Below are 12,962 nucleotides of genomic sequence, written 5' to 3'. Positions count from 1 at the left end.
TTAAATATCTTTTATAAAGGAGCGTGAATATGAAAAAATTATGGATATTTTTTTTGATAGTTCTCTGTCTTTCAAGCTGCGGTAAATCAGCACCTCAATTAAAAACCGATAAATACATGGATGTAAATAAAGTAGTTCAAACTGGCCAAGGACGTACAGTATGGGTTTCTTCAGCCAAAGTATCAGGAAACTACGAAGCTGAATTTGATAAAACTTTTGGTAATACATTTTTAAAAACTATTGTTCAAGATGAACTATATAAAAGTGGTTTTAATGTTATGGAAAGAGCTGAAATGGGAGATATTATGGAAGAACATATCTTTTCTAAAACAATGACGTCTACTCCTCTACCTTCAAACATGATTCCTGCTAAATATACCCTATCTATGAAACTTATAAATATTCAATCTTCTACAAGTGGAATATTTCTTCCTCTAATTTATATGGATACAAATGATGAAATTGAATGTTCTGTTGAGCTAAAACTAATTGATAATACAACTGGAGTTGTTAAAACAAGAAGTGGTCACGCTATAGTTGTTTTAAATAGTAAAAACATCTTACTTTTCTTTGGAGATATAACTTCTAGTAGTAACGGTGGCGTGGAATTTTCTATAAGAAGTGCTATAAGAGATGCTTTAACTAAATTTTAGGAGGGCTCTATGAAAAAATTAATTATTTTTTTAATATTAAACTCTTTTATATCTGGAAAAGAGATCATTTACAGTAGTTTTCCTGAAACTTCTAACTCTATTGATATAGTTGAAGGTTACAATAAATGGCAAAATCAAGTTTTAGATTTAAGATTAAATGAGGATTTAAGAGAACTTCAGCGTTTAAAATCCAAAGGTGAGATTCAAAAAGAACAACTTAAATTTCTTTATAGAGATGCTGAATATAGAATTATTACAGAAAGAGAAAGCCTTAAAAATGATTTAATTCGAGCTAAAATATATTATTACTACCATAAACATCATAGAAAATACTACTACTATGACTTTAACTACAATATAATCTATTTAAATTAAGGAGGACCTATGCCAAAAAATACTTTTTTTGAAGATGACTATGATGAAAATGAAGAGTGGGAAGATGAATTTAATGACTTTTACGAAGATGATGAACTAGATTATGAAGAGCTTAGAGATGCTGAAAAGGGATTTAGACACACTCATATCCCAAATCCAGATTTCAATTTCTAATTGCTTTTTAACTTTAAAATAATTTTTTATATAATTTTCAAACTTTTTTTATACAGTTTTCAGTCTAAAAATTGTAACAAAAAAATGAGAACATAATTAACCCCCTTAAGAGCCTCTACCCCCAGAGGCTCTTTCCCTTTTTTTAAAACAGCTCATCTCTATGTATAAAATATTATAATTTCTACAAAGCTATAATTTTTTCCTTTTTTAAACTATAACTGAAAAGCTCTGCTAACACTTCTAACTCACATTTTCTTTTCTCTGAAATTACTTCAAAATTATTAAAATAATTACTTATTTCATTCATTTCATTTTGAGTACAAATATTAAGTTGGCTCAATAATTTAATCGCTATATAACTTGCATACTCTTCATTTTGAATGATTTTAGATTTTTCTATAAGCATATGACCAATTTCATGAAATAAAACAAAAAAAGTTAATATATCTAATGATAAATTCAGTTCATAAGAACTTTCTAATAACTTTTTTTTACATAATTTTATCAATTCAAACTTTTCATTTTTATTTTGAATGTATTTCAAATACACACCTAATTTATTTTTTTTATTATTATTTAAATAAATCTTCACATTGTACTTTTTATTTATAAAATCTATCAATAAAAATAATTTCTCATCCATAACTTTACTTTCTTTAATTTATATTTATTTGTCTTCTTTGGTCATAAGAATTAAATCCTGCTTTATTATAACCTCCCTTATCATAACCCTGTCTGTTATAACCTTCTTTGTTATAACCATTTTCATCATAAAAAGTTCCATTTTTATGTTTATTATTTTTGGTAAATTTATTCCAACTATAACCATCCTTATCATAGCCTTCTTCATTATATCCATATTTATCATAACCTCGTTCATCATAACCATCAGTATCATAACCACTTTCATCATAGCCGTCTTTATCGTAACCTTCTTTACTATAACCCAACTCATCGTAACCTAACTTATTATAACCAAACATATCATAACCTAACTTATTATAACCAAACATATCGTAACCCTTTTCGTCATATTTTGTCTTTGTTATTTCATGAATTCCATATTTATCAAATTTTTTTATACTATAACCTGCTTTGTTATAACCATCTTTGTCATATTTTGTCTTTGTTATTTCATGAATTTCACTTCTATCAAATCCAGCTTTATCATAACCTTTTTGATTATAACCATCCTTATCATAGCTTGTCTCTGTTTCCTTATGGATACCCAATCTATTATATTTTTCTTTATTGTAGCCACTTTTATCATAACCTCGTTCATCATAAACAGTTTTTGTGTTTCTATGAATTTCTTCTTTATTAAATCCTCTTAAATCATAACCTTCCCTATCATAACCATATTCATTATATTGTGTCCCTGTCTTTTTATGAAAGCCAAATTTACTATAATTTTCTTTATCGTACCCTTCTTTATCATAACCATATTCATTATATTGTGTCCCTGTTTCTTTATGAATACCTGCTTTGTTATAACCATCTTTATCATATTTTGTCTTTGTTATTTCATGAATTTCACTTTTATCAAATCCAGCTTTATCATAACCTTTTTGATTATAACCATCCTTATCATAACTTGTTCCTGTTTCCTTATGGATACCCAATCTATCATATTTTTCTTTATTGTAGCCACTTTTATCATAACCTCGTTCATCATAAATAGTTTTTGTGTTTCTATGAATTTCTTCTTTATTAAATCCTCTTGAATCATAGCCTTCCCTATCATAACCATATTCATTATACTTTGTTCCTGTCTTTTTATGAAAGCCAAATTTATTATAATTTTCTTTATTATAACCTTTTGAGTCATAACCCTCTCTGTTATACCCCTCTTTGTTATATCCCTCTTTGTTGTAACCACTTCTATTATAAATTGTTTTTGTTATTTTATTTATTCCCTTTTTATCAAAATCTCTTCTATCATAACCTTCTTTGCTATAACCACTTTTATCATATCCTTCTCGATTAAAACCTTCTCGATTAAAGCCTTCTCGATTATACTTTCTTTCATCATAACCATCAGCATCATATCCCAATTTATCGTATTTTGTTTTTGTTATTCTATGAAACTTTTCTTTATTAAATCCTCTTCTATCATAACCTTCTTTATCGTAACCTTTTTTGTCATAACCTTCTGAATCATAAGTTGATTTGTCTGCTAATGCAAAATAAAGAATTGTAACAATTAACATTAAAACTAATAATTCCATTCTCCCTCCTTTTTTCTTAAGAAACAATTTCAACTACTTTTTCAATAAATGTAGAAGTTACTTTATGAATATTTGGATAATTTCTTTTTATTAAAGATATTCCATCTCTTATTTCATTTTTTCTTTCTTTATTTAATTGATTCAACCCATCTTTTAAAGAATCATCATTTTTATCAACTAAAGAAGCTATACACATTTTCAATCCTCTCGATATTCCATTATGTGAAAAAAAAGTTTTAAACTCTTCTACAACTCTTAATTGTAGCCTATTTAATTTTTCTATTTCACTATAAATATCCTCTACCTCTTCATACAACTCTCTATAATACTTTTTTATTCTATCTAAAGATGCTTTTATAATTTCTCCACATTCTCCTGAATAGACCTCTAAGTGCCGTAAAATATTATTTAAATTATTTTTTCTATCTTCTTTAGTATTTTCAGTTCCATGCATATAATAAACTAATGGCCCTTTTAACATTCCCTCTACTTTATCGTCATTTAGTAAATTATCTGTTAATTTATAAAGAGTAGCAATTTTAATTCGTTCATTTAATTCACAATTTTCATCTAAACACAGTGTCTTAGCTATTTTATATAGTATTTCCGAAAATTCATATCTTTGAACTTCTGATAAAAGAATACCTAATCTTGTAAAATCCCATATAACATTTTCTCTAATTTGAGGGTCATTTGGTATTATTTTTTTTATATCTTTAACTAAATCAACTATTTTATAAGTATCATCCATTCTAATATAGGTTTCTATCAATTTTGAGTAACAATAATAGTCATTAAAATCAACCTCTCCATCACTCATAATATCCTTTTTTAATAATTTTTCTACTTCAAAATATCTTTTCTGTTTCCAATATAAACTAATTAGCCACCCCATAACTTCTTTATCAGTTTTATCAAATTCATAAGCTTTTAAATATAATTTTTCTGCTTTATCTATTTTTCCCATCATTTCAAATGAAAATCCTAAATTACAAATATAGTTCATATTATCAGGATAATTATCAGCTAATATCATATATTCAAGAGAAGCTTTTTTATACTTTCTTTTTAACATATATGCATTACCCAATGAATTTCTTATTGTACCTAATTCACTATTAAACTCTAAGATTTTTTCAAAACATTTAATTGCATCATCATAATTTTCATTTTCTAAATGTTTTTTTCCGTTATTTTCAAGTTCTTCAATCTCTCCACCACATTTAAGAGAAATATCATAATTTTTTTTACTCTCATCATCTTTTAGAGTATCATAGGCCTCTCTTATTATTTTATATTCCTCTGGATTTTTCTCTGGTGGATACTTACGTAAAAGTTTAACATATGCTTTTTTAATTTCTTGTTGAGTTGCTAAATCTGAAATTTCTAATATTTCGTAAAAATTTTTCATTTCACTCCTCCAGCTTCATATTTTCTTAATAGAGTTTTTACTTCTTGCGTATAGATTTGTGTATTAGGATACTTAATTAAATAACTATTAAATACCTTTATTGCTTCACTCATTCTGCCTAAATTTTCATATGTTTTTCCTAGCCAAAACATACTTTCTCTAGAATATATCGAATATTCATTTGATTCAGAAAGTATTTCAAAATATTTTAATGCTTGAGAATATTTTTTTTCTTTTCTCAATTTAAGACCTTTATTAAACAACTCTTTTGCTGTAAAGTCATTTTTTAGAATCAATGTTTCATCTATTTTTTCAGGTTCAATTGCTTCATTTTTTACTATATTTATATTTTTTTCTTTTTGTAATTTTAAATTCTTATTTTTTTCTAGTTTTAATTCCTCTTTTAACTGATTTAAATTAACTGTTGATTGTTGATTTACTTTTTCTAATTTTTTAAACTCTATATTTTTTAGATTTATTTTATTTTCCAAAGAATATTTTTCATAAAAACCAAATAATATTCCTAATAAGCCCAATATTAAAAAATATACTCCATATTTATTTTTACTATTTTTTATTTCTGGAATTTGTTTTTGAAGTATAAAATCACTTATTCTTAAACTTTCTTTATTATAACTATCCAATTCTAAAGCTTTTTCTATATATTTTAAACTTTGTTCTTTTTCATTTTTATCCAAATAATATAAACTAGCGAATTGATATAACTCTACATTCGGTAGTATTTCTTCTAATTTTTGTAGTATTTCCTGTATCTCCTCTTTTTCTCCTACTCCTTTTAACAAATCATTGTAAAGAGGCATATATTTTTCTTTTATTGAACCTTTTAAAAATTTTATATATTCTCTAACACCTTCACTTTTATTTTCTATTTGATTTAAATAATTTAAAGAGTTTTGAAAATTTCCCAATAACATTTCTACTAATGATAACACTTCAAGTAAATAATCATTTTTTTTATTTAACAATTTCGTTTGTAATACTTCTTTCAATTTAGAAATGTTGTTTTCTTCTATCAGCCTATCTATGTATTTTTTTAATTTTAAATCCATATCTACACCTCAAAAAGTATGTCTGTTAATTCATCATCTAATTTATTTAATTTATTTTTATCGTCATTTAATAGAGCTTCTTTCATTTGATTCAAAATATTCTTTATAGTATTACAATTTTTTTCAGAAGCTGTTTCTAATTTTTTTTCTGCAATATCCATGACTGTTTTATAATCACTGTAATATAATGATGATTTATATGATGCTATACTCTTAGTTGTTCCTACTTCAATCTTATCTTTTGCCTTTCTAATTTCAAAAGTTCCCTCTGTTATATCTCCTGTACTTTCAACAATAGCTATTACATGTAAAATCCCATTTAAATCGTATTCAAATTTTACTATAATTTTTTCTAACCCAGCTTTACTTAATGGGATATTTTTAACTAACAGCTCTCCCATACCTATATTTTCCATTACTAACTCTTCTTTACCTTCATAGATTTGAATTCTCGCTTCAGTTTGATTATCACTAGATGTTGTATAAATCTGTTCGCCATCTGCTGGTAACGAACTATGTTTTTGTATAATTTCTGAAAATACCCCCGGCATGCTCATTCCATGATAATTTCCCACACACGATATTCCTAAAGCATGACTACAAATATCTGTTAATATAATTCCTGTTTCTGATGGAATCTCTCCAGATTTTATAGCTCCTTGTACTGCTGCTCCTAATGCTACTGCCTCTTGTAGATTATCAAAATAATAAACTTTATCACCAAATTTTTCTTCTATTTTTTTCTGAATATATGGTATATTTGAAGTTCCACCAACTGGCAATACAACATCTATATCTTTTTCATTTAAATTGGCTTTCTTTAATGCATTATCTATAAAGTTTAGTGTTTTATCTACAACATCCTTTATTAACTCTTCAAATTTTTCTCTTGTTAAAGTTGTTGATAAATTAAACTCTGGTATTATTATCTCTGCAATATCTCTTCTAGAAAGATCTATTTTAGCAGCTTCAACTGTATTTTTTAATATATTATATTTTTCTCTATTTTCATTTCCTTTGTAAACAATCCCATGCTTAGAACCTAAGTACATCATTATAGTTTCATCTATATCTTTTCCTCCTAAATGATTATCTCCATCTCCACTAACTACATCCATTATTCCCATATCAAACTCTAAAATACTTACATCAAAAGTTCCCCCTCCAAAATCATATACAAGTATTTTCTCTTCGTTATCTAATTTATCAAATCCATAAGCTAATGCTGCTGCTGTAGGTTCGTTTATAACTCTCTCAACTTTTAAACCAGCTAATGCTGCTGCTTTTATTGTAGCTATCTTTTGAAAAGCATTAAAATTTGCAGGTACAGTTATTACTGCTTCATCTATTTTCTCTCCTAAATGCTCCTCTGCATATTCTTTTACATATTTCAATATTTCTGCTGATACCTCTTCAGGTAAAAACTCTTTTCCTCTTGAATTAGCTATATAATTTGTTCCCATCCTTCTTTTTATCTCTATTATTCCATTTACAAAATCATTTTTCGCTTCTCTTCCGACTATAATATTATTGTAGTTATCCAATACCACTGCTGAGTCAATTAAATTAGTTTTTTGTAAACTTGGAATAATTTCTATTTTTTCATTTGAATAAACTCCCACTGCTGATGTTGTTGTTCCTAAATCAATTCCTATTATTTTTTTCATAACAAAAATCCCCCTTATTATTTTATTATTACTTTTGCATATTTTAATATTTCTCCATTTTCTTTATAACCCTGTTCTACAATTTTTTCAATTGTATAAGAATCTTTTTTTTCTATATCTTGATTTAGTGCTTCATGATATTTAGGATTGAATTCTTGTCCCACTTCTGCCGAATAATCAATTCCATCTTTATTTAATAAATATTTCTCTTTTTTTAATACTAAGTTTAAAACCTCTTTATTTTCTATACATAAATCAAAGGTATTTATTATAAAATAATTTTGCAATATATTTATTAATAACTCATTTCTTTTTTTTAATTCCTTAACTAAAATAAAGTTTTCTTTTTTTAATGTTTCTGCTTCTTTATTACCTTTCTCTATTTCAGTTTTTAACTGTGAAATTTCACTTTGAACAAATAAAGTTCCTTTTTTTATCTCTTTTTTTAAGTTTTGTTCTACACCTGATAAATTATTTTCATTATCTTCTAAAAAATTATCTTCTAAAGTTTTTTCAGTAAATTTTCTTAATTCCTCTTTTATATTCATTTTCTCTCCCCATTGATTCTCACTTTTTTAATTTTTTTCAAAAATTTTTAATTGCTTTAATGGATTGTAAATATCAAATACTTCTTTGATTATTTTTCGGTACGACTGAGGATTTTCAAGTGCTGTAACTAACAATCCTCTTCTAAAAAGTGATACATATAATGCTGCTGCCTTTGCTTGATTGTTTATTGATTTTTTAGGATTGAACTCGATATCTGTAAAAGCATCATATTCTATAATCTCTTTTGCTAAATCCGAATTTTTTGCTAATGCATTTATATATAGCCAATCATAAAAAAGAGTTTTAGGTTCCAACTCCCACTTAGTTCCAAAAAATTCAAATCTAATAAGTTCTCCTGATTCTTTTAACTTTTTATACCTTTTAGCTTCTAAAGAATCTAATTTAAAAATCTCTTTATATGGTCCTCCACTTTCAAAAACTTTACTTGCTTGAAATGCTGATTCAACGCTATATTTAGTATTCCCCTTTACTATCATTAAATTAAATGCACTTAATTTAACTCCTAATTCTTTTTCGGATTTAGACGATATTTCTAATATTTTTAAATTTGGATTTTTCTTTTGAAAATTTTCATGCAAAGAAGATATAGATTTTTGTTTTTGAGACACTGCAAACCCTGGGAACCATTGAAATTCTACTTCACTCTCCTCAACAAATTTATCAGAATTAACTTGCGAGATAAAAACTGGTCTCTTTGACATTTTTAACACCCCCTCTTTTCAAAATATTTTTGTCCTAACATAAATTTTATATGTTCAGCTTTAGGATGAATATAGGCCCCTCTTTTTTCTGTATAATCATTTTTTTCTAAATAAATATAATTTATATATTCTTTTTCTATTATATTTTTTATCAAAATCTCTGCTTGAGAATCTGTTGGATAATTTTTAGGTATTTTTCCTAATAAATTTTCAAACATTTTTTCAAAGTCAAGAAAACTTGAATATTCATAATTATCATCTTGAAATCTACTATTAGCTGCATTAGTTGGATAAAATAAACATTCTTTCTCTAATAAAATTTCTGGATTTATAGAAATAACTACATATGCTTCTTTACATTCTCTCCTTTTTTTAAAAAGTAATTTATAATTTGGAAATGATACTGATATGCTTATGTAATCGTATTTATCGTCTAATCTCACAAAATCACTATTAAAGTAATCAATTTTATTTGAGTCTAAATATTTTGTAGAGCAAATTCCATATTCTAATATATTTTTAAGATTCTTCATTTTAGTAAAATGAATTAACTCTTTTATACCTCTTTCCTTTATAGCTTCTGACATCATATATTTATAAAGCTCTTTCTTTATCTCCTGATTCTTCTTTTCTTCTAAGTTTTCTTCTTCAAATATTGGTGACAAAAGCTGTTTAAAAAAATCAGTATTTAATGTGTAGTATACCCATTTGGAACTTCTTGTTAATCCTACATATATTAAATTTAACTCTTGCTCTATCTCCTCTTTAGACATTCTTTCTAAATTTTCTATGAAATCCAAACAATCAATATTTAACAGCAATTTTTCAAATTCATATCCCTTAGAACCATGAATTGTTCCTAAAACATTTATATTATTTTCTATATTTTCTTTTAATTGATCAAAGGATAGTATTCTTTGAGATAACTCACTTATTTTATCGTCAAAATCTGTGTCTAAATACTCTAGTAACCTAATTCCTAATATAATATCTGGATTTTCTTCCCATCCTTGTTTAATATATTCGTTTAACTCTTGATAGTTTTTATAGTTTTTTAATGAAAATAAATATTTTATATTCTCTATTTGTCCTTCTTTAAAATATTTTACATCTTTAAATTTTTCTAAATTAATTTCTTTCAAAAAAATAATTTTTTTATCTGAAGTTATAGCTGCTTTAATCATATTAAAATTTTTTCTAAATAAAATTGTTAATATACCTTTTTTATCATCAATAAGTGTTAGAAAGGATTTCTTTTCTTGTAATAAATTTTTTCCTATTAAAGGATTTTTATAATTTTTAATACTTAAAATTTCACTACAAACTTCTGCCATTTCAGGTCCTATTCTATAAGAGGTCGTTAAATTATATAATTTAGATTCTTTTATTTGAGAAAAATACTCCATTGCATTTTTAGCTCCTCTCCACAAATAAATTTGTTGGTGGGTATCTCCAACTATTATTTTCCGAGCATTTGGAAATTTATAGTCCATTATATCCATAACAACTTCATTTGAATCTTGTGCTTCATCTAACATTACAATTTCGTATTTAAATATTCTCTCTCTATCTTTTTGATATTTTTTTAAATAATAATCATGAGTTTCTGAAATGGTTTTTTCTTCCATTAATCCTTCTAACTTTATTAACCATTCTGATAAATCTTCTATTTTCTTCTCATAAAGTTTTTTCATTTGTTCAAGTAATTTTTTTTCTTCTAAAAAAACTTTAATCTCTTCGGATGTTATATCTTTTTTTACTTCTAGAGGATTGTCTTTATTTTCTTTTCTTTTATTATAATCTCCTAATAATACACCTAAATAATTTTTAAAGCATATTTCCTTTATTTCAACTTCTTTCTTTTTTATAAATTCTACATGTAAAATCTCTTTTCCTATAAGGTACAATTGGAATATTTTAGATAAAAAAGTAGCATCTGGAAATGATAGCTTTAACTTCTGAGCTATTTTAAAAATATCTAAATTTTCTTTAGTATTTCTAAGAGAATATTTTTCATAGGCTAAACTATGACTTGTAACAACTCTTACATTTCTATATTCCTTAAATCTTTCCTCAGCTTCCTCTTTCATTTTTTTATTATAAACAATATATAAAATTTTTTTATTACTCCACCTTGTGATTACCCCTTCTAATGTTGTTGTTTTTCCACTTCCCGCTACAGCGTTAACTACAATAATCCTTTCCTCTGAATTAACAACAGCCATTTGTTCTTCAGAAAGTGATTTTCTTTCTAAAAATCTTTGAAAAATAGTTTCTTGAAAGTGTTCTAATAAAAGGTTTAAATTCTTATTGTAACTACCTATATCGTGTATTATATTATCATTTTTTTTAATCAGATAATCGGAAAGTTTTTCTAAAAAATCAGAGTTTGCACCTTCAAATATAAGTGTTCCATCTTGATAAAAATTTAAAACAACTTTATAATTTTCACTTAAACACTTTATTTTATATAGATATAGACTTTCTCTGTTCTCTAATGTAAAATCAATAATTTTTAACTCTTTTAATTTCATTAATTTTAAAGTTATTTTTTCCTTCTCTTTAAAATCCAATTTATATTGTTGAGAAATAGTTATACCTTTTTTAAAATTAAATTTATCTAAATAACTTGATTTTTCATTTTGAACAATTTGAATTGTTTTTGTTCCATCGTTTTTTAGATAAACTTTTAGCATAACTTTATCCTCTTTTTTAATTCCTTCAATTTGATATAAAGGCAAGGAATTATTCATATGTTTTACTAAGCTTAAACTATACCCTTCTTTCTTTAAATACGAAGATATTTTAACTAATATACTATATATAGTTTCTATGCTTTTTACACTCATAAAGCTTCCTCTGAACTCTCAAATTTTAAATTTATTGCTGAAAATCCATATTTATTTTTCTTATTATCAAAAGTTTCAATTAAATTAAACTTCAATGGAGTCCCTATAACTGGGCCCTTCTTACTGGGATACTCTTTTGTTTTACAATAATATCTCTCTCCACTTTCTCTCTTTATAAAGAAAAATTTGTCTTTGATACTATCAACTTTTCCTTTGTAAAAAACTTCATCTTTCCAACGTAACTCTTTGCAGTTTTCTAAAAATCTCTTTATAGAAATTTTAATTAATTCCTCCTTAGATAATTCTATGTTTTCTAGCTCTGCCATCTCTTTATCTTTTGAAGTAATTTTCCAATTTTCTTCTAATCTAATTTTAAAATATATTTTTAACGATATGATTGCTAATTTTTCATCATAATCCTTTAGATGTGTATATAAATCTAAAAAAAGATTTAACTTTTTATTTACTTCTCCATAGGCACAAGCTGCATCTAATAAATAATTTTTTCCTTTTGTAAATTCACATTTTTTTAAATAAATTATTCCAATCTCTCTTAATATGAACCAGTCATTTTTCTTTTTTTGTATATCTTTATATATTGAAAGAGCTTTATCATAATTCTTATTGTCTACATCATATTCTGCTACTCTTCTCTTCAGCCAAATATCTGAATCGTTTGAAAACTCCTTTAAATTTTCCAATGCTTCCATTGAAATTTCTTTTGCTTTTTCATAATTTTTTAATTTTTCATAAGCTTTCGAAAGTTGCATATAATACTTTTCTTTTTCAGAACTTTTTACTATATTTTTACCATTGCTTTCATATTTTTGTTGTTCATCTGATAAAAATTCTACCTCCAATTTTTCAAGCCATTTTATTATTTTATCGTATTCTGGATTTTGTTTTTTAAATAAAATTTCTACAACTTTAAAAACTGTTATTTTATAAAATACATCACTATTTTTTAAATGAGTCATTATATAAATAATATACTCTTTATTTTCATTATTTATCTCTTTCATTTCTTTTATAATAGAGTCATATATTGTCTTAATAAACTTAAATGAATATTTCTTATCAAAATCATGACTTTTTTCATTATTTTTTTCTAATTTAAAATATTTAAATGCTTCTTTAAAATCTTTTTCTTCATAAGCTTTCAATGCTATTTCTATATTTTCAGTCATAATTATCCTCCTACAGAATTTTTTCTCTGCTAAAGTTAAATCTTTAATTAAAATATAACTTTTTTACAGTTATTTCT

General features: G+C 25.1%; 12 protein-coding genes. 3 read left to right on the top strand and 9 right to left on the bottom strand.

Features of this window, described 5'->3' with window-relative positions; translation table 11 throughout:
• Positions 1-29 precede the first annotated feature (29 nt).
• From H5J23_RS06630 to H5J23_RS06620, 3 genes are read left to right on the top strand one after another with little or no spacing between them, the layout of a single operon-like run.
• Positions 30-653 carry a hypothetical protein gene (locus H5J23_RS06630; protein ID WP_185891431.1) on the top strand — a complete coding sequence of 208 codons (624 nt, stop codon included), beginning with the start codon at positions 30-32 and terminating at the stop codon, positions 651-653.
• 9 nt (positions 654-662) lie between these two features.
• Entirely contained in the window at positions 663-1,028 is a 366-nt protein-coding gene (locus H5J23_RS06625; RefSeq protein WP_185891429.1) for a hypothetical protein, read from the top strand.
• Between the two features lie 9 nt (positions 1,029-1,037).
• Complete coding sequence (locus H5J23_RS06620; RefSeq protein WP_185891427.1) at positions 1,038-1,202, top strand: hypothetical protein; 165 nt, start codon at positions 1,038-1,040, stop codon at positions 1,200-1,202.
• Between the two features lie 181 nt (positions 1,203-1,383).
• Here H5J23_RS06620 and H5J23_RS06615 read toward each other — a convergent pair whose 3' ends face one another.
• Genes H5J23_RS06615 through H5J23_RS06575 form a run of 9 tightly spaced genes read right to left on the bottom strand, consistent with a single transcriptional unit; the run spans position 1,384 to position 12,885 of the window.
• Positions 1,384-1,845 (bottom strand): hypothetical protein, encoded by a 462-nt coding sequence (locus H5J23_RS06615; RefSeq protein WP_185891425.1) that lies wholly within the window; start codon positions 1,843-1,845, stop codon positions 1,384-1,386.
• Between the two features lie 13 nt (positions 1,846-1,858).
• On the bottom strand, positions 1,859-3,430 hold the full coding sequence (locus H5J23_RS06610; RefSeq protein ID WP_185891424.1) for a hypothetical protein: 1,572 nt from the start codon (positions 3,428-3,430) through the stop codon (positions 1,859-1,861).
• 16 nt (positions 3,431-3,446) lie between these two features.
• Positions 3,447-4,841 (bottom strand): DnaJ domain-containing protein, encoded by a 1,395-nt coding sequence (locus tag H5J23_RS06605; RefSeq protein ID WP_185891422.1) that lies wholly within the window; start codon positions 4,839-4,841, stop codon positions 3,447-3,449.
• Positions 4,838-5,911: a tol-pal system YbgF family protein gene (locus H5J23_RS06600; protein WP_185891420.1), complete on the bottom strand. Its 1,074-nt coding sequence runs from the start codon at positions 5,909-5,911 to the stop codon at positions 4,838-4,840. The genes H5J23_RS06605 and H5J23_RS06600 overlap by 4 nt, the downstream gene beginning before the upstream one ends.
• Before the next feature lie 2 nt (positions 5,912-5,913).
• The gene (locus tag H5J23_RS06595; RefSeq protein WP_185891418.1) at positions 5,914-7,578 is read right to left on the bottom strand and encodes an Hsp70 family protein; all 1,665 of its coding nucleotides are present in this window, start codon (positions 7,576-7,578) and stop codon (positions 5,914-5,916) included.
• A gap of 17 nt (positions 7,579-7,595) precedes the next feature.
• Positions 7,596-8,126 (bottom strand): nucleotide exchange factor GrpE, encoded by a 531-nt coding sequence (gene grpE, locus H5J23_RS06590; protein ID WP_185891416.1) that lies wholly within the window; start codon positions 8,124-8,126, stop codon positions 7,596-7,598.
• A gap of 27 nt (positions 8,127-8,153) precedes the next feature.
• Positions 8,154-8,849, bottom strand: a complete 696-nt coding sequence (locus H5J23_RS06585) for a hypothetical protein (protein ID WP_185891414.1) — start codon at positions 8,847-8,849, stop codon at positions 8,154-8,156.
• A 2-nt stretch (positions 8,850-8,851) separates the two neighbouring features.
• Positions 8,852-11,698, bottom strand: coding sequence for a DarT ssDNA thymidine ADP-ribosyltransferase family protein (locus tag H5J23_RS06580; RefSeq protein WP_185891412.1), 2,847 nt, complete (start codon positions 11,696-11,698; stop codon positions 8,852-8,854).
• On the bottom strand, positions 11,695-12,885 hold the full coding sequence (locus tag H5J23_RS06575) for a lipopolysaccharide assembly protein LapB (protein ID WP_185891410.1): 1,191 nt from the start codon (positions 12,883-12,885) through the stop codon (positions 11,695-11,697). The genes H5J23_RS06580 and H5J23_RS06575 overlap by 4 nt, the downstream gene beginning before the upstream one ends.
• Positions 12,886-12,962: the final 77 nt, after the last annotated feature.

Origin of the sequence: Cetobacterium sp. 2G large (assembly GCF_014250655.1) — a bacterium.
In the GTDB taxonomy this organism is placed as follows: domain Bacteria; phylum Fusobacteriota; class Fusobacteriia; order Fusobacteriales; family Fusobacteriaceae; genus Cetobacterium_A; species Cetobacterium_A somerae.
Note: the sequence above shows the minus strand (reverse complement) of the source record. Positions and strands in the feature narration are given on the sequence as shown.